The sequence below is a fragment of the Lysinibacillus sp. FSL M8-0337 genome (assembly GCF_038593855.1).
GTDB classification, from domain to species: domain Bacteria; phylum Bacillota; class Bacilli; order Bacillales_A; family Planococcaceae; genus Lysinibacillus; species Lysinibacillus sphaericus_D.
The window spans coordinates 2,795,522-2,816,816 of sequence record NZ_CP151996.1 but is presented as its reverse complement, the minus strand read 5'-3'; the positions used below and the strand labels follow the sequence as shown (position 1 = coordinate 2,816,816).

25 protein-coding genes are annotated in these 21,295 nt (G+C 38.6%); 22 read left to right on the top strand and 3 right to left on the bottom strand.

The genetic code is table 11. The features are described from left to right. The first annotated feature begins 40 nt into the window (after positions 1 to 40). The gene (locus tag MKY08_RS13490; RefSeq protein ID WP_069513078.1) at positions 41 to 949 is read left to right on the top strand and encodes a nitronate monooxygenase; all 909 of its coding nucleotides are present in this window, start codon (positions 41 to 43) and stop codon (positions 947 to 949) included. A gap of 104 nt (positions 950 to 1,053) precedes the next feature. Here MKY08_RS13490 and MKY08_RS13485 read toward each other — a convergent pair whose 3' ends face one another. Further along, a complete protein-coding gene (locus MKY08_RS13485; RefSeq protein WP_069513079.1) occupies positions 1,054 to 2,028 on the bottom strand; it encodes a DUF1385 domain-containing protein in 975 nt (324 codons plus the stop codon). A gap of 178 nt (positions 2,029 to 2,206) precedes the next feature. On the opposite strand from MKY08_RS13485, the gene MKY08_RS13480 reads away from it, so the two are divergent. From MKY08_RS13480 to MKY08_RS13415, 14 genes are all read left to right on the top strand, one after another. Further along, positions 2,207 to 2,632: a hypothetical protein gene (locus tag MKY08_RS13480; RefSeq protein ID WP_069513080.1), complete on the top strand. Its 426-nt coding sequence runs from the start codon at positions 2,207 to 2,209 to the stop codon at positions 2,630 to 2,632. A 62-nt stretch (positions 2,633 to 2,694) separates the two neighbouring features. Beyond that, positions 2,695 to 3,129 (top strand): type II 3-dehydroquinate dehydratase, encoded by a 435-nt coding sequence (gene aroQ, locus MKY08_RS13475; RefSeq protein WP_069513081.1) that lies wholly within the window; start codon positions 2,695 to 2,697, stop codon positions 3,127 to 3,129. Positions 3,130 to 3,131: 2 nt separating this feature from the next. Beyond that, positions 3,132 to 4,193, top strand: coding sequence for a Xaa-Pro peptidase family protein (locus tag MKY08_RS13470; protein WP_069513082.1), 1,062 nt, complete (start codon positions 3,132 to 3,134; stop codon positions 4,191 to 4,193). 17 nt (positions 4,194 to 4,210) lie between these two features. Continuing rightward, positions 4,211 to 4,768, top strand: coding sequence for an elongation factor P (gene efp, locus MKY08_RS13465; RefSeq protein WP_024361192.1), 558 nt, complete (start codon positions 4,211 to 4,213; stop codon positions 4,766 to 4,768). Positions 4,769 to 4,915: 147 nt separating this feature from the next. After that, positions 4,916 to 5,917 (top strand): nitronate monooxygenase, encoded by a 1,002-nt coding sequence (locus MKY08_RS13460; protein ID WP_069513083.1) that lies wholly within the window; start codon positions 4,916 to 4,918, stop codon positions 5,915 to 5,917. A 99-nt stretch (positions 5,918 to 6,016) separates the two neighbouring features. Next, complete coding sequence (locus MKY08_RS13455; protein ID WP_008179863.1) at positions 6,017 to 6,226, top strand: hypothetical protein; 210 nt, start codon at positions 6,017 to 6,019, stop codon at positions 6,224 to 6,226. A 4-nt stretch (positions 6,227 to 6,230) separates the two neighbouring features. Next, positions 6,231 to 6,608 (top strand): hypothetical protein, encoded by a 378-nt coding sequence (locus MKY08_RS13450; RefSeq protein WP_024361190.1) that lies wholly within the window; start codon positions 6,231 to 6,233, stop codon positions 6,606 to 6,608. A gap of 12 nt (positions 6,609 to 6,620) precedes the next feature. After that, a complete protein-coding gene (locus MKY08_RS13445) occupies positions 6,621 to 7,532 on the top strand; it encodes a stage III sporulation protein AE (protein WP_025219929.1) in 912 nt (303 codons plus the stop codon). 1 nt (position 7,533) lies between these two features. Next, positions 7,534 to 7,677 carry a hypothetical protein gene (locus MKY08_RS13440; RefSeq protein ID WP_162832708.1) on the top strand — a complete coding sequence of 48 codons (144 nt, stop codon included), beginning with the start codon at positions 7,534 to 7,536 and terminating at the stop codon, positions 7,675 to 7,677. Between the two features lie 62 nt (positions 7,678 to 7,739). Further along, entirely contained in the window at positions 7,740 to 8,159 is a 420-nt protein-coding gene (locus tag MKY08_RS13435) for a hypothetical protein (RefSeq protein ID WP_025219928.1), read from the top strand. Next, positions 8,160 to 8,720, top strand: coding sequence for a SpoIIIAH-like family protein (locus MKY08_RS13430; RefSeq protein ID WP_025219927.1), 561 nt, complete (start codon positions 8,160 to 8,162; stop codon positions 8,718 to 8,720). It begins immediately after the preceding gene. A 200-nt stretch (positions 8,721 to 8,920) separates the two neighbouring features. Then, entirely contained in the window at positions 8,921 to 9,418 is a 498-nt protein-coding gene (gene accB, locus MKY08_RS13425; RefSeq protein ID WP_025219926.1) for an acetyl-CoA carboxylase biotin carboxyl carrier protein, read from the top strand. A gap of 12 nt (positions 9,419 to 9,430) precedes the next feature. Further along, positions 9,431 to 10,792 carry an acetyl-CoA carboxylase biotin carboxylase subunit gene (accC, locus tag MKY08_RS13420; RefSeq protein WP_024361185.1) on the top strand — a complete coding sequence of 454 codons (1,362 nt, stop codon included), beginning with the start codon at positions 9,431 to 9,433 and terminating at the stop codon, positions 10,790 to 10,792. 432 nt (positions 10,793 to 11,224) lie between these two features. Further along, positions 11,225 to 11,635, top strand: coding sequence for an Asp23/Gls24 family envelope stress response protein (locus MKY08_RS13415; RefSeq protein WP_069513084.1), 411 nt, complete (start codon positions 11,225 to 11,227; stop codon positions 11,633 to 11,635). Positions 11,636 to 11,707: 72 nt separating this feature from the next. On the opposite strand, the gene MKY08_RS13410 is transcribed toward MKY08_RS13415, so the two are convergent. Both MKY08_RS13410 and MKY08_RS13405 read right to left on the bottom strand, forming a co-directional pair. Further along, entirely contained in the window at positions 11,708 to 12,877 is a 1,170-nt protein-coding gene (locus MKY08_RS13410; protein ID WP_069513085.1) for an MFS transporter, read from the bottom strand. 186 nt (positions 12,878 to 13,063) lie between these two features. Then, positions 13,064 to 13,906, bottom strand: coding sequence for a MerR family transcriptional regulator (locus MKY08_RS13405; protein ID WP_069513086.1), 843 nt, complete (start codon positions 13,904 to 13,906; stop codon positions 13,064 to 13,066). A gap of 329 nt (positions 13,907 to 14,235) precedes the next feature. Between MKY08_RS13405 and nusB the strand changes: the two genes are divergently transcribed. From nusB to MKY08_RS13370, 7 genes are all read left to right on the top strand, one after another. Continuing rightward, on the top strand, positions 14,236 to 14,616 hold the full coding sequence (gene nusB / locus MKY08_RS13400) for a transcription antitermination factor NusB (RefSeq protein WP_069513087.1): 381 nt from the start codon (positions 14,236 to 14,238) through the stop codon (positions 14,614 to 14,616). A gap of 34 nt (positions 14,617 to 14,650) precedes the next feature. Beyond that, positions 14,651 to 15,511 (top strand): bifunctional methylenetetrahydrofolate dehydrogenase/methenyltetrahydrofolate cyclohydrolase FolD, encoded by an 861-nt coding sequence (folD, locus tag MKY08_RS13395; protein WP_069513088.1) that lies wholly within the window; start codon positions 14,651 to 14,653, stop codon positions 15,509 to 15,511. 323 nt (positions 15,512 to 15,834) lie between these two features. Then, the gene (gene xseA, locus MKY08_RS13390; protein ID WP_069513089.1) at positions 15,835 to 17,187 is read left to right on the top strand and encodes an exodeoxyribonuclease VII large subunit; all 1,353 of its coding nucleotides are present in this window, start codon (positions 15,835 to 15,837) and stop codon (positions 17,185 to 17,187) included. 2 nt (positions 17,188 to 17,189) lie between these two features. Further along, positions 17,190 to 17,423 (top strand): exodeoxyribonuclease VII small subunit, encoded by a 234-nt coding sequence (gene xseB, locus MKY08_RS13385; protein ID WP_024361176.1) that lies wholly within the window; start codon positions 17,190 to 17,192, stop codon positions 17,421 to 17,423. Positions 17,424 to 17,428: 5 nt separating this feature from the next. After that, a complete protein-coding gene (locus MKY08_RS13380) occupies positions 17,429 to 18,310 on the top strand; it encodes a polyprenyl synthetase family protein (RefSeq protein WP_069513090.1) in 882 nt (293 codons plus the stop codon). 164 nt (positions 18,311 to 18,474) lie between these two features. Further along, on the top strand, positions 18,475 to 20,376 hold the full coding sequence (dxs, locus tag MKY08_RS13375) for a 1-deoxy-D-xylulose-5-phosphate synthase (RefSeq protein WP_024361174.1): 1,902 nt from the start codon (positions 18,475 to 18,477) through the stop codon (positions 20,374 to 20,376). After that, positions 20,376 to 21,194 carry a TlyA family RNA methyltransferase gene (locus MKY08_RS13370; RefSeq protein ID WP_069513091.1) on the top strand — a complete coding sequence of 273 codons (819 nt, stop codon included), beginning with the start codon at positions 20,376 to 20,378 and terminating at the stop codon, positions 21,192 to 21,194. Before dxs ends, MKY08_RS13370 begins: the two co-directional genes overlap by 1 nt. Positions 21,195 to 21,295 lie beyond the last annotated feature (101 nt).

Genomic DNA, 21,295 nt, shown 5'->3' with positions numbered 1-21,295 from the left:
GAAGGTAGCTCGAATGTTTATATAGAAAGGGGGAGAAAGTATGTCACGTTTACCAATTATTGTAGCACCAATGTTTTTAATTTCGAATCCAGCGATGGTCATCGAGGCAAGTCGAGCGGGGGCTATTGGTTCGTTTCCATTATTAAATGCAAGACCCGTTTCAACTTGCGCAGACTGGCTTCAAGAGATTAAAGAGGCGTTGCCAACAGAGCCGTGGGCCGTCAATTTTATATGTCATCCAGTAGCGAATGTTCGTTTTGAAGAAGATTTACAATTAATTGAAGAATATGAGCCACCTATTGTCATTACATCGCTTGGCAACCCGAAGCGTGTTATTGATATCGTGCATCGTTATGGGGGAAAGGTCTATGCGGATGTGGCAAATGTCAAGCATGCTGAGAAATCAGCAGCCACGGGTGTAGATGGGTTAATTCTTGTGTGTGCAGGAGCTGGTGGACATGGTGGACAACTGAATCCATTCGGTTTTGTCGCTGCGGTCAAAAAATTCTTTAATGGCACCATTGTTTTATCAGGCTCGATTTCAAGCGGTGCAGATGTATTGGCAGCGCAAATAATTGGAGCGGACTATGCTTATTTAGGCACTCGCTTTATTGCTTGTCATGAAGGAGATGCACCAGAGGCTTATAAAAACATGGTTATCGAAAGTACAACAGATGATGTTTTGTATACAGATGCCTTTAGTGGCGTGCCTGTCAATGTGTTAATTCCATCCTTAATAAAAGAAGGGATTGACCCGTCGACATTAATGCCAAAAGAGGCTATTGATTTAACACACCTTGTAAATGTGAAGGCTTGGCGTGATATTTGGTCGGCAGGACATGGTGTCACAGCGATTGAAAAACGTGAGTCTGTGCGTGAAATTATTACGTCATTACAGGAGGAATATGAAAGCGCAAAGCAACGATTGAATGTGGTACAGTCTTTGTAATTGCTGGAGGGGGTGCCCTTTCAGGATGTTAGAAAAAACAAAACGCACAATGCTGTTTAACCAACAATTGTGCGTTTTTGTATTGTCTTAGTTATGGATCTTGATTAATCGTGATTCAATGTTGCGGCGATTTCAGGTTGTTGTTCAACTCGACGTAGCATATTAAATGAGGCAATCGCAACTTCGACCTGTTCGTCCATCGGCTCTCTTGTTGTCAGTAATTGTAACCATAGACCTGGATATCCTAAATAGCGTAACAAAGGAATATTGCGGCATGCATTCGTTGCTTGCAGTACTTCAAATGATACCCCTAATACAACAGGTATTAATAAAATACGGTCTACAATTCGTAACCACAGCGGGTCTGTAGGTACGAAGAAATATAAAAACATACCAACGAACACAGTGAATAGCATAAAGCTACTACCGCATCGATAATGTAAACGAGATTGTGCTTGTACATTTTCCACAGTAATATCCAAACCAGCTTCATAGCAATTAATGACCTTATGCTCGGCACCATGATATTGGAAAACGCGTTTAATAATTGGTGTTAAAGAAATAAAATATAGATAGGTAAGCAGTAGAAGCAGCTTAATGCCACTTTCGAGAAGCACTTGACCAACTTTCCCTTCTATCCATGGTGAGAATAAATCCGCAATAAACACTGGAATTAATGTAAATGCAAATTTACCGAATAGGAAAGAAAGAATCCCGACAACAGCTACGCCTAAAATCATTTGAAGCTTTGAGCCGCTTTCTTCTACATTTTCGACTTCTTCGCCGGGTGTAACGTCATAACGGTCCCCTGAAAATTGCATATGACGTGAACCTAAACCTGCTGATTCAATAAGTGCAACAACCCCACGTACAAATGGAATTTTTTTTAGCTTTTGCAGGATTGGTTTTTGGATTTTTTTATAATGATAATAATCAATGGAATCATCGTTACGGCGAATGGCAGTAATCGTATGTTCCTTCCCTCCGAACATCACACCCTCTAATTGTGCTTGTCCCCCGTATACAGGTGAATTGCTCAAGGCTAACACCACTCTCTTTATATATTTCAACTGTACCATTGTACTAAATTTAGCGAAAAACCTCTAGAGGTACGCATAGTAAATTTTCTTTATGGCTACACTTATCGTATAATTTTGCTTTTTTAGGAAGAGCGCTTATGTATCATTCAGTGCCATTGCTAAAGACAGGACGTGTAAGCGATGTGCACGCTGATTATTTAATAGAGGAGGGATAATTATGAAAGTAGGACTTATAACATCTGCTGTTAATGCGATTGTGTTAGCCCTATGTTTAAAAGGCCTTCATTTTTTTCATTTTATTCGTTGGAATCCAATAGGCTTTTATAAAAAATGGGAGTTGTTCGAAGAGAGTTCTAAATTATTTCATTGGAGTTTTTTAACGTTAGCACTGTTTTTAGTCGGATTCTTTTTATACATGACGTTACGATATGCTCATATTATACCTGCAATCTTGACTTCATTTTTACTCGGACTTTTGGTAACAATCACATTGGAGTGGTTTGTTTTGGATTTACCGTTACAATCCTCATCTTTTAAAAAATTATCCATCCCTTTTATGGTCGTAGTTATTTGCCTTTTGCGCTTTTTACTTGAAACAGCTAATTTTCATTACAAGGAGCATACAGCACAAAAAGGAAATTAGTTGCTGTATGCAATTGGTATGATAAAATAAAAAGCAAGTACATAGAAAGAGGCGAATACTGCGTGAAGTTATTATGTTTGAATGGACCAAACTTAAATCGACTCGGAAAGCGTGAGCCACATATTTATGGCCATGAAACACTAGACGATGTCAAAAATAATGTTCAAAATCTTGCGACTTCTCTTGGTGCTACAGTCGAGTTTCGTCAATCGAATCACGAGGGTGTTCTTGTAGATTGGGTGCACGAGGCGGAAGATGAAAAGTATGATGGGATTATCTTTAATCCAGGTGCGTATACTCATACCAGCGTAGCATTACATGATGCAATTGCAGGAGTGACCGTACCGGTTATTGAAGTACATATTTCCAATATCCACAAACGTGAGGCATTCCGCCATCATTCTTATCTTGCCCCAGCCTGCCTAGGTCAAATTAGTGGACTTGGTACAAAAGGCTATGAACTAGCACTACGCACTTTTATTGAGAGGGAGAAATAATTATGTTGAAATTACAAAAGCTTCGTAAAATACTTCAAGAACAAAACATCGATGGCGTTTTAATTACGAACGAGTATAACCGTCGTTATATGACAGGTTTTACTGGTACGGCTGGCGTAGCGATTGTGTCCCAAAATGATGCTGTATTTATTACAGACTTCCGCTATACAGAGCAAGCAACTGCACAAATTAAGGATTACCGAATTGTGCAACATGAAGTAACACTTCTAGAAGAAATTGCGACACAAGTCAAAGCGATGGGTATAAAATTATTGGGCTTTGAGAAAGATTCTGTCAGCTATGGTACATATGAGTTATATAAAAATGTAATTCAAGCTGATTTAGTGCCCGTTTCTGGATTAATTGAAAAAATTCGCTTGATTAAGACTGAACAAGAGATTAATATTATTAAGGTTGCGTGTGAAATTGCTGATCACGCATTTACACATATTTTAGACTACATCAAGCCAGGTAAAACAGAGCTTGACGTTTCGAATGAATTAGAATTTTTCATGCGACAACAAGGAGCAACACAGTCCTCTTTTGATACAATTGTAGCGTCTGGTCTTCGCTCGGCACTACCACATGGTGTTGCAACAAATAAAGTTATTGAAAAAGGCGACTTTGTCACGCTTGATTTTGGTGCGCTATACAATGGCTATATTTCGGATATAACACGTACGGTGGCAGTTGGTGAGCCATCTGAAAAATTAGTAGAAATGTACAATACAGTCCTTGCGTCACAACTTTTAGCACTTGAAAAAGTTGGTCCTGGCTTAACAGGTATTCAAGCAGATGCCATTGCACGTGACTATTTAACAGAAAAAGGCTATGGTGAGGCATTTGGTCATTCATTAGGGCATGGGATTGGTCTTGAAGTACATGAAGGCCCTGGCCTATCGAAACGATCAAATACGGTTTTAGAGCCGGGTATGGCTGTGACGATTGAACCAGGTGTTTACGTACCAGGAGTCGGTGGTGTGCGTATCGAAGACGATATTTTAATCACTGAATCAGGTAATGAACTACTAACACATTCGACAAAAGAACTTATCATTTTATAAACAATGGAGGAACACAAATGATTTCAGTAAACGATTTCCGTACAGGTCTAACAATTATTGTTGATGGCCAATTATATCGCGTGTTAGATTTCCAACACGTTAAACCAGGTAAAGGTGCTGCATTCGTACGTTCTAAATTACGTAACCTTCGTAACGGTTCTGTGAATGAAAAAACATTCCGTGCTGGTGAAAAAGTAGAGAAAGCACAAATTGATAACCGTAAAATGCAATATTTATATGCTCAAGGTGATGAGCATGTATTTATGGATTTAGAGTCATATGAGCAAACTGAACTAGCTTCAGCTGCCATTGAATATGAATTAAAATTCCTAAAAGAAAATATGGAAGTACACATTCAATCTTACCAAGGTGAAATGCTAGGTGTAGAATTACCAAACACGGTTGAATTAGAAGTAACTGAAACAGAACCAGGTATTAAAGGTGATACTGCTTCAGGCGGTACAAAACCTGCTACGCTTGAAACAGGTCTTATCGTGCAAGTTCCGTTCTTCGTGAACCAAGGTGATAAGTTAGTGATTAACACTACTGAAGCATCTTACGTATCACGTGCGTAAGCAATATTTAGTAAACCTACTCTTTTAAAAAGGGTAGGTTTTTATTTTTTTTTAGTACATATATCGAGTAAAGTACAAAAATATGTAAAAATAGAAGGAGGTCGGAAAGTGAAATAAGGTTTACAATAAAAGTAAGGAGTGAATGCAATGTTAAAAAAATTTGAAATGCACTATCCAATTATTCAAGCACCGATGGCGGGGGTTACTACACCAAAATTTGTTGCTGCCTGTGCGGAAGTTGGGATACTAGGCTCAATTGGAGCGGGCTATTTAGATGGTGAGCAGACAAGAAATTTTATTCAGGAAGTAAAAAAGCTTACGCAAAAGCCATTTGCCGTAAATTTATTTGTGCAAGAAGAGCCACGCATTGATATAGATGTTCTCCAAAAAGCACGTATGGCGCTACAGCCTTACTATGATGAGCTCGGATTATCACCAGTGCAAAGTGTGATGTCAAACGAAGTTTTTGAGGGGCAATTGCAAGCAGTTCTGGATGAGCAAGTAGCTGTGTGCTCGTTTACATTTGGTATACCATCTCTAGAAGTTATTCAACGTTTAAAGGATAAAAATATTTATGTGATCGGGACAGCTACTACGCTAGAAGAAGCCATTCAAGTTGAGCAATCAGGTATGGATGCGGTTGTTTTACAAGGTGGTGAGGCAGGGGGGCATCGGGGCTCGTTTACGAATCCTATGCAATTAATTGCTCGTGAAGATTTGCTACAACAAGTAGTAGGCAACATAACAATCCCGATTATTGTTGCAGGGGGCATTGTTTCGCAAGAAGATGTGCAGCGCGCGCTAGCGGGTGGTGCACAGGCAGTACAAATAGGGACAGCATTATTGGTAGCTGATGAATGTGAAATATCACCACTGTATAAAAAGGCTATCTTGCAGTCGAAGCCACAACAAACGACGATTACGTATGCTTTTACTGGTAAAGCAGCGCGTGGCTTAACCAATCATTTTACAGAACATATGAAGGATGCTGTTGTAGCACCGTATCCATTGCAACATCATTTAACCTCCACTATTCGTAAGGAAAGTGCAGCACAAGGCAATCCACAGTATTTATCGATGTGGATGGGGGAAAACAGTCACTTAGTGCAACCCGGTACAGTGAAAAATATTATTGAAAAATTAGTATAGGTGCCAGTCACTCAAACAATTCTAAATTGTTTGAGTGACTGGCACTGTTCTTTTTTTTTGGAGTGCGACATATATTGCTGTACACGAGGGGGCGTATGAATGGAATTACAAGACGTATTAAGAGTCGCTGGAGTGGGACTAGTAGTAGCGCTTCTTCATGTTTTCTTTGACCAAACAGGGAAGAAAGAATTTTCATTTTTCTTATTTTTTATTGCCTACTTATATATGACAGCAGAATTACTCCGATTTTTACGTCTATTTTTCACTGAAATTTTAACATTCTTCCAGTGGTTAACCTCATCTGGGTAAGTAAATGGAAATTGTCATTGTTGCTGTTGTCATGCTGCTTTTATTGTTGCTTATAAAAGAAGTCATACAGCCACTCCACGCGCTAATTAGTGTAATGTTTTCGTTTTTGTTGTTCAGTTTTTTGTTTACGACACTCCTATTGCCTTTCGTCAAACAAATTCTCGATATGCTTTCATTTTTGCCCTATGCAAAAGCCATTGTAATGAGTGCTAGTCTTTTTTATGTAGGGCAATGGGTGTCGATGTTATTGGTGGAGCATAGCTATAAAGTGTTGGGTAGTATCGTTTTCGATGCAGTTAAAATTGTTATTTTACTGTATTGGTTTAAAGAATTTGTGGTTGTTTTACAGGGGGTGTCATCTATTTTACAAAGGTTAAACTAAGGGGCGAAGCCAGTGCAGGAGCAACTACTTTCGTTTTTCGTCGATCCATTTTTTCTCTTGCTCAAGATGACGCTCATATTGTGTGGCTATGTCATCATTACTTTAATTGTCAACATGCTTTTACCAGAATTTGAAAAAGGGACAAGAATCCTTTTTTTTCTTATTGTGTTAGCCACGATCGGACCAGTAGTCGTCAACTCATTTCAACTTATTGATGAAATTGCACAAGGACTTTCTCATATATTCACAGCCTTTTATCCAATTCTTACTTCAAGTTTTTTGCTATCCAGTAGTATTACTGCTATTGCTTCTTGGCAGCCTTTTTTGCTTTTTTTTGTACAAGTCTTAACGATCATTAGTAGTAAATGGCTTATCCCAGGTGTACTTTTTGCCATTGTTTTTGATGTATGCAGTGTCATTGTCAAAGAAATATCTTTTACAAGAATTGCAGAATTAATTCGTTTTACTATTATGAGTATTGTTTCTGCGTCTGTTATTTGCTACATCATATTAATGTCGGCAAGTGGTGTTGCTGCATTTAGTGTCAATAAGGCTGTTGCAGAGCCGGTGAAAAAGTTAATAGAAGAAAATATTCCAGTAGTCGGTTCTTTTATCGTAGATAGTTTTTCGATGTTTCAGCATATGACCCAATTCTCTACTTCAATTAGTAGTATAAGTGCCTTTATTGCCGTGATTACTGTATCGTTTATTCCGACAGTCCAGCTTGTGGTTAGTGCGTATTCATTAAAACTATTAGCTGCTATTTTAGAACCGATTGCTTTTGATGATATATGTAAATTACTTGATCATGTTAGTAAATCTCTCTTTACATTATGTGCAGTATCATTTCTAATTGCTTTTTCATTTATGTTTTCTTGTTTTTTCCTTATTGTTTTCGTGCAAGTGCTGGCAGGGGGGAGATAGATTGATTCTTTTATTGGCATTGCTCTTTATTTGTCAATTTTTCGTATTTCTGACGGATGATAAACAAATAATTTCACTAACAAAACTTGTCATTACGTTAGTATTTTTGCAATTGCTATTAAAGATTCCATTTATCAATTCATAGGAGGAAACAAGCGTACATACACTTGAAAAAGAGAAGATGAAAGGAGGCAATGTACAAGTGATGTGGAAAAGGCACGAAAAAAAACAACGTCATTTATCGTCTTAATGTTGATTGCTGCCTCCGTGGGAATTTTCATCGTGTTACCTATGTATCAAACGAATTCATCAAATGAGCGAGTAACACCGAATACGAGTGAAGAAAAACTTGAGCAAACGCTTAAGGCAATGCAAGGTGTTGGGGAGGTTAAAGTATATTTTTATTACGGAGAGATGACAGATGCCAAGGATGAAAATAAACTATTTAGCCAGTATTTTCGAGGGACTGACCAAGGTACGAAAGATGTAACAGGAATGCTAATTGTTTCAGAAGGAGCATCAGATATATTTGTAAAAAATGAAATTCGTGCGGTCGTTAGTCAAGTGATGCAATTACCTATTCATCGAATTATTATTGTTCCAATGGAAAATAAGGAGGAAAAGTAAATGCGCGTACGTAGAAGAACAGTTTGGTTTATGACATTATTAAGTCTTGTAGCAGTCATTTCAGTTTATTATTTGGTGGATCCTGCAAAACAGTTTAATGGCTTAACGATTTTTACAGATGATACATTACAACAAACAGCAATTACGGGTGTTACAGATCAGGAGGCTACTAGTAAGCAAGATGCCACACAAGAAGTATTGTCTCCAAGTCATTTATTTGAAGAAATGCGTATGCAAGTAAATGATGAAAGAAGCCAATTACGTGAACAATTAACGCAAAAAATTGCGTCTGAAGAATATACAGCTGAAGAAAAAAATGAGGCTTTCAATGAAATCGATGGCTTGATTAAACAGGAATCGGCTGAAGCGATGCTTGAAATGTTGATTAAGTCTTTAGGCTATAATGATGCGTTTGTTAGAGCGGAAGGTGAAAAAGTTTCCGTAACGGTTATGGCGGAAGAATTATCAAAATCACAAGCAAATGAAATTATTTATTTAGTAAAAACAGAGTGGGAAGGCGCAAATGACGTTCAAGTTAAATTCAGTGCAAATAACTATTAAATAATAAAGAAAAAAAGGAATATTCTGTTTATTAATTAATCATTGTTATATATCAGCATAATGAAAAGGCTTTCGTTTAGTAAAAGAAAGCCTTTTATTTTGTTTATATTTACTTAATTTTCATTTTAGTGTTTCAAATTGTTTGAAAAAAATATAGAATAGTTATTGTAGTAGATTTTATTTCATAAGGAGAGTTAGAAATGTTCAAAATTCAAGAAATTCGTGAAATTATCAAATTAGTAGATTCTTCTTCAATCGACGAGTTCGTTTATGAAGTAGATGGCGCAAAGGTTAAATTAAAAAAGAATGGTGTTGTCGTAACTGAAACAGTAGCACCTAAAAAACAAGAAACAGCCCCTGTTGTACAACAAACTGCACCAGTAGCACCAGCAGCTCCAGCGAAAGTTGAAGAAGCACCAGCAGCACCAGCAGCAGCACCTGCAAGCAACGACCCATCGTTACATAAAATTGTATCACCAATGGTTGGTACGTTCTATGCAGCTCCAAACCCAGATTCACCAGCATACGTAAAAGTTGGCGACAAAGTAGGCGATGAAACAATCGTTTGTATCGTAGAAGCTATGAAGCTTTTCAACGAAATCGAAGCTGAAGTTAAAGGTGAAATCGTTGAAGTACTTGCCAAAGATGGCGATTTAGTAGAATACGGTCAACCATTATTCCTTGTAAAAGCTGAGTAAGGAGTGCAAACCATGAAAAAAGTTTTAATCGCAAACCGCGGCGAAATCGCTGTTCGTATTATTCGTGCCTGTAAAGAATTAGGCATCAAATCGGTTGCTGTATATTCTGAAGCAGACGCAGATGCATTACATGTGAAGTTAGCAGACGAAGCATATTGCATCGGTCCGAAGCTATCTAAAGATTCTTATCTAAGCTTCCCAGCATTGTTAAGCGTAGCAGAAAAAACAGGAGCAGACGGTATCCACCCAGGTTACGGTTTCGTTTCTGAAAATGCTGATTTCGCTGAAGCATGTGAAAATGCGGGCATTAAATTCATTGGTCCTTCATCTGATTCCATCAAAATTATGGGGATTAAAGACGTTGCTCGTACAACAATGGAAGCAGCAGGCGTTCCACTTGTACCAGGTACTGGTATTGTTCCAGATATCGAAACAGGTAAAGAATGGGCTGCGAAAATTGGTTACCCAGTTATCATTAAAGCAACTGCTGGTGGTGGCGGTAAAGGTATCCGTGTAGCACGTACAGAAGAAGACCTTGTAAAAGGTATTGATATTACGCAAAAAGAGGCTGCTGCAGCATTCGGTAACCCTGGCGTATATTTAGAAAAATTCATTGAATACTTCCGTCACTGTGAAATTCAAGTGTTAGCTGATGGGTACGGTAATGTCGTACATTTAGGCGAACGTGACTGTACTGTTCAACGTCGTATGCAGAAATTAGTAGAGGAAGCTCCATCTCCTGCTCTATCTTCTGAACGCCGTGCAGAAATGGGTGCAGCAGCGGTGAAAGCAGCTCAAGCATGTAACTATGAAGGTGCTGGTACAATCGAGTTCATCTATGACTATCAAGAGGACAAGTTCTACTTCATGGAAATGAATACACGTATCCAAGTAGAACACCCTGTAACAGAAATGATTTCTGGTGTCGATCTTGTTCAACAACAATTAAAAATTGCATCAGGTGAGAAACTTCCATTCACACAAGATGATATTAAATTAAATGGTTGGGCAATTGAATGCCGCATTAACGCAGAGAATGCATACAAAAACTTTATGCCATCAGCTGGTACTGTAGATACTTATGTAACACCAGGTGGCTATGGTGTACGTATTGACTCTGCTGTATATGCAGGTTATACAATTCCTCCATATTACGATTCAATGGTAGCAAAACTGATTGTTCATGCGGATACGCGTGAAGAAGCAATTGCGAAAATGAATCGTGCGCTAGGTGAATTTGAAGTAGCTGGTCCTGGTATCAATACGACAATCCCATTCCACCAAGCATTAATGAACAACGACGTCTTCAAATCTGCGAAATTCAACACGAAATTCTTGGAAGAAAATGACGTATTAGGAACAAGTAAGAAATAATTAACGAACGTGGAATAGAATCGAATATCTATTTCTTAAACCTTCTGGCTTTTAGTAGTCAGAAGGTTTTTTATTTTTGAAATTTTGTAAAGAACAGATTTTTTCTTTTGAATTACATTTCAGGATGCATACATCTTCTAAGTATTAATGGGGCATTTCTCAATTCCCCCTCACTTAGGCTAGCATCGCTACAACGTTCTGTCGGTGCAATGGTCACAGCGGTTATGGTTGGTATGTGGAAAAAGCCCATTGAAAGCAAAATAGAAGCTGGTGATTAACTTTCAATGTCTAATCAACAAGGAAGAAAAATCTAGGATTACTTGTATGTAAAAAATGAAAACGTCTTTTCTAAGCCAAACCTTCCTTTTTATAGTATAATAAGCATAACAACAGCATTTGCTTGCGATGTGTAAGGGAAAGGATGATATTTGTATGGCAGAGAAAGTAGGACAATCTTTCGTACAACCAACACCTTCTGGTAAAGAAGAGCTTGGGAAAATTGAAGTAGCTGCAGAAGTAATTGAAATTGTAGCTGGAATCGCAGTAAACGAGGTAGAGGGTATCGCAGCAACGCGTGGTAATATAGCAACTGGCGTCGTTGAACGCTTCGGTAAGAAAGTACACAATAAGGGCATAAAATCTGGTGTAACAGAACATGGACAAATTACAATTGACGTATTTTGTTCTGTAAAATATGGCTATTCAATTCCGAAAGTGGCAAAGGATGTACAAACGCAAATTCGCCAAGCAATTTTAAATATGACTGCACTTGAAACAGCAGAGGTGAATGTCCATATTACAGGTATTCACTTCGAAAAAGAGGAAACAGTAGTACCAGAATAAAAAAAGAGGAGCTGCCAACTTGGTGATATTTCACCATAGAAGGCAACTCCTTTTTAAATTGGTTAAAAGGTTTTATAGCGCGATATCTTTTGGTTTCTTCCAGAACAGTGCAAGTATTACGCCGAAAACTAACACGATAGTAGCGAAGTAATAAGGATAATTTAAGTCAATGTCGAATAATATTCCCCCAATAATTGGTCCGAATATATTTCCTAGACTTGTAAACATAGAGTTCATGCCCCCAACAAAGCCCTGCTCATTTCCTGCGATTTTTGATAAATAGGACGTAACGGCAGGACGAATTAAATCGAAGCCGACAAAAATAAAGAATGTCACAAATAATATTGCGAAATAATGATTAACGATTGTCATGGCAAAAGTCAGCGTGGCAGACAGAATGAGGGAGTATCGAATAACATTAATCTCGCCCATTTTCTTCGTAAGCCAGTCAAACAATAGTAATTGGGCAATGGCACCGATAATACCACTACCGGTAATGATAATAGCAATATCAGATGGTGTAAATGCAAATTTATGATCAACGAATAAACTAAAAAGTGATTCGAATGCTGCAAGACCAAATGAAAGGACAAAAATAAGCACAAATGCAATGAAATACAAAGGGCTAAAAATTCGTTTCGCACTGCTAAAAATAGAAGATGCGGCTTCTGTATCATCCGTAGCACGTGTCGGTTCTTTTAAAAATGTGAGCGATAATAACGCTGCTATGAAACCGAGAACACCGGCAGCGAAGAAAGGTAAACGTGTACCGTATTCTGCTAAAAATCCACCGAGCCCTGGTCCTATAATAAAGCCTGTACTAATCGCTGCACTCATATAGCCAAGTGCTTTCGGACGTTGCGCCATTGTTGTGATATCAGCAATAAATGCTGTTACTGCGGGCATAATAAAAGCAGCACTTACGCCACCAAGCATGCGCGATAAAAATAAAATTTCAATGGAACGGCCCATCCCGAATAATAGCTCTGAAAGACCAAAAATAAATAGACCAACAACAATCATGATTTTTCGGCCAATACGGTCCACCAGTTTCCCTGCAATTGGCGATACAATCAGTTGTGTGATGGCAAATGCTGCCACCATATAGCCAACGACAGAGCCTGTAATATTAAGCTCGTTCATAATGGTTGGTAATACTGGGATAACCAATCCTATTCCTAAAAAGGCGATAAAGAGATTGGCTAATAAAATAGTTAATGTTATAGCTTGTTTCTTGTTCATTTTTCTCTCCTTCAACAGTTCACGATACACGAGATTCATAATCTACTAGAATATTTTCCATCTAATACAATAAACCCTATAGTTACTATAGGGTCAAAAGATTTGTTTTTATTTTTTTAGTGTGGAAGTAAAAAGGCATAATTATGCAATGCATGCGAATTATTCTTACTTAATAAAGGAGGATGTTTAAAGCGTCGTACTTTGTCTGATTTTTAATTCTACAATAAACTTCTTTTCCTGCTCATCAGTTAAGGTTGCTGGCATATATAATTCGTAAACGGTGGATTCAAATGCTATTTGTTGCGCATCTACATATTTTTTAAGTTTTTCGTAAAAGGTAAAATACGTATCGGGGTGATATATAAAAGCAATGCAAGCATATTTGCCTGCTGGTACAATGGTTTGTTTCATATTTGTTGTAAGTTTAGAAAATCTACGTTCCGTTAATAGTGGAGTGAAAATCGCATCATAAAAAATGTCATTTACATCTTTGTAATGAGCGAGCGGATAAATACATCCATAGCGACTGTTTAAGACACTACCTTCATTCTCGATAATTTTTGTTAAAATGCTGTAGTATGTATTGGTGCTAGAAGTGGGTGTCAGTTCAGTCGTAGTGACTTGTAATATTGGCATTTCCTCTTCAAAACGTGTGTAAACTTCACCGAAGATGGGGATGTCAATTTGCTCTTGCATTTGTTTTTTCGTTTTCAACAGCGTGTATTTTACTTCATTCAGACGTGAAATTTTTTCTTCTAATCGTTGTTCTTGTTGTTCTAAAAAAACAAGCAACTCTTCAGGCGTTAGCATAAGCGCCTTTTTAATATCTTCAAGTGATGTCCCGATATATTTTAGTGACTTAATAATATCTAAGTAAAAAATCTGACTGTCTTTATAATAGCGGTAATTGCTAGCGGAATCAGTATAAGCAGGCTTAAACAAGTCAATTTGGTCGTAGTAACGAAGGGTCTGCACAGAAAGGTTTGCTAATTTTGCAACTTCCCCGATTGTATAATAATGTTCTGTCATCTGTTTTCCTCCACTAGTAAAAAAATGTTGCGTTTGTGTCAAACTCTCGCTAAAGAAAGTGTATTTTTTTATTATAGCATTCATCAAAGAAATGGCTCGATATAATTGAATCGAATTGTTAATATTTACCATTATATATTGTAAGAAGGTCCCCAAGTTAAAAATAAGGTAGCACTACATTTTTAACATTTCAACAAATTAGTAGTTAAAATAAGTAGAAAGTTGCTTGAAAAAGGTTTCAGATTATTGAAAACTTGCTTGAATCCGTGTTTCTCGTACGAATTTATGCTATTATAAACCTTAATGCCACTTAAGAAGGAGAGCTTTACATGAAACGACATGAAGCACGTGAAAAAGCGTTGCAAGTTTTGTTTCAGCTAGACAATACGGATCTTACAGTCGAAGAAGCAAAAGCACATATTAAAGGTCAACCGACAAATGCTTTCTACGAAAAGATTATAAATGGAACAGCTGAACATTTAGAGGAAATTGATGCGGCATTATCGCAGCATCTAGAAAAGTGGTCACTTGCCCGTCTGCCAAAAATTGAGAGAACAGTTTTACGACTAGCTGTATACGAGCTTTTATACATGCAAGAAACACCAAAAAGAGTAGTACTTAATGAAGCAATCGAGTTATGCAAAACATTTGGAGACGATAAATCGTCAAAATTTGTTAATGGCGTACTTTCTAAATTTACAGAACAATAAAAATGTGTTGAATTGGAAGGAGTAACTAAGGTTTATGTCAAGTGCAATTATTAATGGTAAAGAGATTGGTCAAGAAATTCGTAATTCAGTAGCCGAGCGAGTAGCTCGTTTAAAGGAGCAAGGTTTAATTCCAGGCTTAGCGGTTGTTCTAGTTGGGGACAACCAAGCTTCAGCTACATATGTGAGAAATAAGCAAAAATCTTGTGAAGCAATTGGGATGTTTTCAGAGTTAATTAAACTGCCAGAGGAAACGACACAAGAAGAGCTGTTAGTGCAAATTGAATTATTAAATAATCGTGAAGATATTCACGGGATTTTAGTGCAATTACCACTGCCTAAACATATTGATGAGGACACAGTTATTGCGACAATCGCTGTTGAAAAAGACGTAGATGGCTTCTCGCCAGTTAGCGTTGGGAAAATGATGCTTGGCCAGGAAACATTTTTACCATGTACACCGTTTGGCGTGATGAAGCTTCTTGAATATTCAGGAATTGAAATCGCTGGAAAGCATGCAGTTATTGTAGGTAGAAGTCATATTGTAGGGAAACCAATGGGTCAACTATTGCTACAAAAAGATGCGACGGTGACATACACGCATTCAAAAACACCAGATTTACCTTCATTCACAAAACAAGCAGATATTTTAATTGCAGCGGTGGGGCGTGCGAACTTTATTACAAAAGAGCATGTTAAAGAAGGTGCTGTTGTTATTGATGTCGGCATTAACCGCGATGAAAACAACAAGCTTTGCGGCGACGTAAACTTTGCAGAGGTTGACGGTATCGCATCTCACATTACACCAGTTCCAGGCGGTGTCGGCCCGATGACAATCACAATGTTACTCTTCAACACAGTGCAAGCGGCAGAAACAAAGCTTGCGAATAACAAGTAATTAATTGAAATAAATTTCGTTTGCTTAGAGAGCCATCTCATTACAATTGAGGTGGCTCTCTTTTTGCAAGTGATTCGTGTGCGGATAGAATGATGTTGAAACGCCACATAATTAAAATAAAACGCCACTAAAACGGACACATGGTAGCCACTTTTATCTGAGCCAAGATTGGAATAAAGATGTTACAGTATTGTTTTCAAATAGGATGAAAGACAGATGTTTTTTCTTATGAAACTGTATTTTTACACGTCATGCGCGCCAAAAAATGTTATGATAAGTGTAGTTTTGTGAAAAACTTGATTTTAGTAAAGGAGCCGAAAATAATGTCATCAGCTTCTTATTTAACTGTAAAAGCTTTAACGAAATATATTAAACGAAAATTCGATGCCGATCCACATCTTCGCGAAGTTTATGTCAAAGGAGAGTTATCGAATGTTAAAGTGCATCAATCGGGGCATATTTACTTTACGTTAAAAGATGATGGAGCACGGATTGCAGCAACGATGTTCAAAACTGCCGCAACAAAATTAGCATTCGAGCCAAAAGAGGGTATGCAAGTATTTATCCGAGGGGATGTAAACGTTTACGAAGGTTATGGTACATATCAATTATATGTGCAGGAAATGCAACCAGATGGAATCGGAAGCCTGTTTGTTGCCTTTAACCAACTGAAAGAACAGCTTCAAAAAGAAGGGCTTTTTAAACCTGAATGGAAACAGCCAATTCCAAAGTTTCCTGAAAAAATAGGTGTTTTAACATCCACTACTGGTGCCGCGATACGAGATATTTGTACGACCTTAAAGCGACGTTATCCGCTTGCTGAAATCTTCATTTATCCAACCCTTGTACAAGGGGCACAAGCAGCACCAAGCATCGTACACAATATTGAACGCGCTAATCAAGATGCTGTTTGTGACGTCTTGTTAGTAGGGCGGGGTGGAGGTTCAATTGAAGATTTATGGGCGTTTAATGAGGAAGCTGTAGCACGTGCTATTTTTGATAGTCGGATTCCCATTATTAGCGCAGTAGGGCACGAAACGGATACGACGATTGCCGATTATGTAGCAGATTTACGTGCACCGACACCGACTGCTGCCGCTGAAATGGCAGTTCCTGACCAGCAAGAATTGTATCAACGAGTGTTGACTCAAAAATCGCAGCTTCACCAAATCGTGAGGGCGCAACTTATAACGGAGCGACAACGTCTAAATAAGCTACAACAGTCCTATCCTTTATCGATGCCAGAAAGATTGTATCGTCCGTTTACCGAACGATTAGCACAGCTTGAAACAACTTTACAAAAAGCGATGCAAGTAGATTTGATGAAAAAAGAAGCACAACTTCAAAAATTGCATAGCGCAGTAGAGCAGCAATCACCAAAAAAAGCGCTCGTTTTTCATCAAAGGGAATTAGATCAGCGCATTCAACAGCTAACACGTTCTGCAACACATTACGTAGCAAAGCAAAAACAACAATTTGAGGCATCAGTAAGAACACTCGAAGCATTAAATCCGCTTGCTATTTTAACAAGAGGATTCACAGTCGCTTATAAAGATGACAAAGTGTTGAAATCGTCTACTGACTTAAAGCGGCAAGATCAACTAACATTGGCCTTCCACGATGGGAAAGTAATTGCCAAAGTGACAAATGTCTTGCCAAATAGTAAGGAGGAATAGCAATGGCGAAGAAACAACAAACATTCGCAGAAGCAATGACGGCACTTGAAGAAATAGTCCGCCAATTAGAGCAGGGTGATGTGCCATTAGAAAATGCTATTGATTTATATAAACAGGGCATGGAGCTTTCACAGTTTTGCCATAGTAAACTACAGCATGCCGAGGAACAGTTAATTTCAATTGTTCAAGAAACAGGCGAAACAACAGTATTTGATCCGCTAAAGGGAGAGAACTAGTTAAAATGAACGAACAATTAAAACATTTTATTCAGAGCAACACACCACAAGTGGAGGCTGAGATGTTTGCACTTGTTGAGAAAATTGACGCACCAACTCATTTAAAAGAGTCGATGCTATATTCATTAAAGGCAGGAGGCAAACGTATTCGCCCACTGTTTGTATTAGCAGTTTTAGAAATCTACGGTAAGGACCTAAAAGCAGGGCTTACAGTCGGTGCTGTTATTGAAATGATTCATACGTATTCTTTAATTCACGATGATTTACCGAGCATGGATAACGATGATTTCCGTCGTGGCAAACCAACTAACCATAAAGTGTTTGGAGATGCCCTTGCAACACTTGCAGGCGATGCGTTAAATACGCTAGCGTTTGGCATTTTAGCGCGCATGGATCTTTCAGCGGAGCAACGAATAGAACTTGTCAATCTTCTAAGCGTAGCAGCAGGTGCTGAAGGGATGGTTGGCGGTCAAGTACTCGATATGGAAGGTGAGCAACGCCAACTAAGCCTAACAGAACTAGAACATGTACATGTCAATAAAACAGGTGCACTTTTACGATTTAGTATTGAATCGGGTGCAGTATTAGCCAATGCTTCTCAAGAAGATCGTGCTACTTTAAAGGAATATGCGCATCATATTGGGCTGGCATTCCAAATCCAAGACGACATTTTAGATATTGAAGGCACAACAGAGGAATTAGGCAAAACAGCAGGGAAGGATGTAGCGAGCGATAAAAGCACATATCCTGCATTATTAACATTAGCTGGAGCCAAAGAAAAACTTGCTGACCATTATCAGCTAGCTATTGCAGCACTGGATAACTTACAAGTAGATGTCAGCTTACTGCGTGAGTTTGCGGCCTATATTGTTCATCGTAAAAACTAAGAGAAAAAATGGGCGTTAGAGGGAAAGAATATGCTAGAATAGGTGAGGACGTTTGCCAAGTGGCAAACAATAAAGTGTTCGTACTTTTAGCATATGGATAACACTGTTATAATGGTGGAAACACGATTGCGGTGAATAATTTATTGAAAAGGTGTGTGAGAAAGGTGGATTTAAACAAGATTTCTAGTCCATCCTTTTTAAAAAACTTAGATAAGAGAGAGCTTGAACAACTTGCAAAAGAAATTCGAACTTTCTTAATTGAAAAATGTTCTGTCACAGGTGGTCATATCGGACCGAACCTGGGTGTTGTGGAGCTGACAATTATGCTTCATAAAATGTTTGACAGTCCAAAAGATAAGTTTTTATGGGATGTTGGCCACCAAGCTTACGTGCATAAAATTTTGACAGGTCGTGCGAGTCAATTTGACACTTTGCGTCAGTTCAAAGGGCTTTGTGGTTTTCCAAAGCTTGTGGAGAGTGAACATGATGAATGGGAAACGGGTCATAGCTCGACATCGTTGTCAGCAGCCATGGGTATGGCAGCAGCACGTGATATTAAAAACGAAAAAAACTTCGTCGTACCGATTATTGGGGACGGTGCTTTAACTGGCGGTATGGCGCTTGAGGCATTAAATCATATAGGGCATGCAAAAACAAACATGATTGTCATCTTAAATGACAACGAAATGTCCATTGCGCCAAATGTTGGGGCATTACACAACGTATTAGGTCGCTTGCGAACTGCCAAAGAATATTCAAAAGCCAAAGAAGAATTAGAATCGTTAATTAATAAAATTCCGGTTTTAGGTGGGAAGCTGGCTTCAACTGCTGAACGCTTGAAAGACAGTTTGAAATATCTAGTCGTTTCTGGTGTCTTCTTTGAGGAATTAGGCTTTAAATATTTAGGACCCATTGATGGTCACGACTTTGAGGCGCTTGAAACGACTTTATCCTATGCTAAAAAAGTAAAAGGCCCAGTGCTTGTGCATGTCATTACGAAAAAAGGAAAAGGCTACAAGCCAGCGGAAGACGATACAATCGGGAATTGGCATGGGACAGGTCCATATAAAATGGAGACTGGTGCCTTTGTTAAATCTGAAACAAAAGGTCCTGCATGGAGTAGTTTAATCGCTGAAACCGTACGTAAAATTGCACATGAAGATGAACGCATTGTGACGATTACGCCAGCAATGCCTGTTGGCTCAAAATTACAAGGGATTCAAAAAGACTTTCCTAAACGCTTTTTTGATGTCGGTATAGCTGAACAACATGCTGCAACGATGGCTGCAGGTCTTGCTACTCAAAAAATGAAGCCGTTTTTAGCGATTTATTCAACGTTTTTACAGCGTGCGTATGACCAAGTTCTACATGATATTGCGCGTCCAAATTTAAACGTTTTCATTGGCATTGACCGTGCAGGTTTAGTTGGTGCAGATGGTGAAACACACCAAGGTGTCTTTGATATAGCATTCCTTCGCCATATTCCCAATATGACGATCATGATGCCAAAGGATGAGAATGAAGGTCAACATATGGTGAAAACAGCCATTGATTATAACGGCGGACCGATTGCCCTTCGTTATCCACGTGGCAATGGGATTGGTGTCCCGCTCGATGAGGAGCTTATGGCTTTACCAATAGGCAGTTGGGAAGTGCTACGTGAGGGGAAAGATGCGACGATATTAACATTCGGAACAACTATTCCAATGGCTATGGAAGCAGCGCATATGCTCGCGCAACAAGGCGTAGAAATTGAAGTGGTGAATGCTCGCTTTATTAAGCCGATGGATGAAGATATGCTGCATCGTATATTTACTAGCAATAAACCAGTGCTAACGATTGAAGAAGCGGTATTACAGGGGGGCTTTGGTAGTGGCGTCTTAGAATTTGCGCACGACCATAGTTATTTCACTGCAATTATTGATCGAATGGGTATTCCAGATCAATTTATTGAGCATGGAAACGTAGACCAACTGCTAGCGGAAATCCATATGACAGCAGAAGATACAGTAGCACGCATGCAAGTGTTACTACAACAAAAACAGCAAGTAGGTTTGAACAAATAATGACAAAACAACCGAAAGAACGTGTAGACATTTTACTTGTAGAGCGTGGGCTTTGTGAAACGCGCGAGAAGGCAAAACGGTCCATTATGGCGGGCCTTGTCTTTTCTAATGAAATACGCATCGACAAAGCAGGAGAAAAAATTGCAATTGATGCACCGCTGCAAGTAAAAGGTTCGGATTTAAAATATGTGAGCCGTGGTGGCTTGAAACTAGAAAAAGCTTTGCAAATTTTTGATATGTCTGTAGAAGGGAAGCTGATGCTTGATATCGGCTCCTCTACAGGTGGTTTTACAGATTGTGCATTACAAAATGGTGCTCGACATTGTTATGCCTTAGATGTTGGTTCCAATCAGCTTGCGTGGAAAATTCGTTCAGATGAACGTGTAACAGTTATGGAAAAAACGAATTTCCGCTATACAACAGCGGCAGATTTAACGGAAGGTTTACCTGAGTTTGCTACAATTGATGTGAGCTTTATTTCACTATCATTGATTTTACCGGTACTAAAAACGGTTTTAATGCCAGGTGGGGATGTCATGGCACTTGTTAAACCACAGTTTGAAGCAGGTAAAGAGAATGTTGGTAAAAAGGGTATCGTCCGTGATAAAAAAGTCCATCTTGATGTTTTAGAAAAAACCGCTGCTATGGCAACGGAAGTTGGCTTTGTTGTGAAGGATGCTTCTTTTTCACCGATTACTGGCGGTGAGGGGAATATTGAATTTTTATTCCATTTAGTGAATCCTGTAGGGGATGAAGGTATTCCACCATATACAGCTTTTAATGCACTCGTTGAAGAAGCGCATAGTGCACTAAAATAACACGTGCTCATTAAGTAGAGCCGTGTTTTTTCTTGTGCTTTTATGCTGAAAATGGTAGTGTAATTATACAAATATTTAACTATTTATAAGAGGTGAACAAT

Coding starts and splice junctions, on each gene's coding strand:
- MKY08_RS13490 (WP_069513078.1), top strand. CDS start 41: ATGTCACGTTTACCAATTATTGTAGCACCAATGTTTTTAATTTCGAAT.
- MKY08_RS13485 (WP_069513079.1), bottom strand. CDS start 2,028: ATGGTACAGTTGAAATATATAAAGAGAGTGGTGTTAGCCTTGAGCAAT.
- MKY08_RS13480 (WP_069513080.1), top strand. CDS start 2,207: ATGAAAGTAGGACTTATAACATCTGCTGTTAATGCGATTGTGTTAGCC.
- MKY08_RS13470 (WP_069513082.1), top strand. CDS start 3,132: ATGTTGAAATTACAAAAGCTTCGTAAAATACTTCAAGAACAAAACATC.
- efp (WP_024361192.1), top strand. CDS start 4,211: ATGATTTCAGTAAACGATTTCCGTACAGGTCTAACAATTATTGTTGAT.
- MKY08_RS13460 (WP_069513083.1), top strand. CDS start 4,916: ATGTTAAAAAAATTTGAAATGCACTATCCAATTATTCAAGCACCGATG.
- MKY08_RS13455 (WP_008179863.1), top strand. CDS start 6,017: ATGGAATTACAAGACGTATTAAGAGTCGCTGGAGTGGGACTAGTAGTA.
- MKY08_RS13450 (WP_024361190.1), top strand. CDS start 6,231: ATGGAAATTGTCATTGTTGCTGTTGTCATGCTGCTTTTATTGTTGCTT.
- MKY08_RS13430 (WP_025219927.1), top strand. CDS start 8,160: ATGCGCGTACGTAGAAGAACAGTTTGGTTTATGACATTATTAAGTCTT.
- accB (WP_025219926.1), top strand. CDS start 8,921: ATGTTCAAAATTCAAGAAATTCGTGAAATTATCAAATTAGTAGATTCT.
- accC (WP_024361185.1), top strand. CDS start 9,431: ATGAAAAAAGTTTTAATCGCAAACCGCGGCGAAATCGCTGTTCGTATT.
- MKY08_RS13415 (WP_069513084.1), top strand. CDS start 11,225: ATGGCAGAGAAAGTAGGACAATCTTTCGTACAACCAACACCTTCTGGT.
- MKY08_RS13410 (WP_069513085.1), bottom strand. CDS start 12,877: ATGAACAAGAAACAAGCTATAACATTAACTATTTTATTAGCCAATCTC.
- MKY08_RS13405 (WP_069513086.1), bottom strand. CDS start 13,906: ATGACAGAACATTATTATACAATCGGGGAAGTTGCAAAATTAGCAAAC.
- nusB (WP_069513087.1), top strand. CDS start 14,236: ATGAAACGACATGAAGCACGTGAAAAAGCGTTGCAAGTTTTGTTTCAG.
- folD (WP_069513088.1), top strand. CDS start 14,651: ATGTCAAGTGCAATTATTAATGGTAAAGAGATTGGTCAAGAAATTCGT.
- xseA (WP_069513089.1), top strand. CDS start 15,835: ATGTCATCAGCTTCTTATTTAACTGTAAAAGCTTTAACGAAATATATT.
- xseB (WP_024361176.1), top strand. CDS start 17,190: ATGGCGAAGAAACAACAAACATTCGCAGAAGCAATGACGGCACTTGAA.
- MKY08_RS13380 (WP_069513090.1), top strand. CDS start 17,429: ATGAACGAACAATTAAAACATTTTATTCAGAGCAACACACCACAAGTG.
- MKY08_RS13370 (WP_069513091.1), top strand. CDS start 20,376: ATGACAAAACAACCGAAAGAACGTGTAGACATTTTACTTGTAGAGCGT.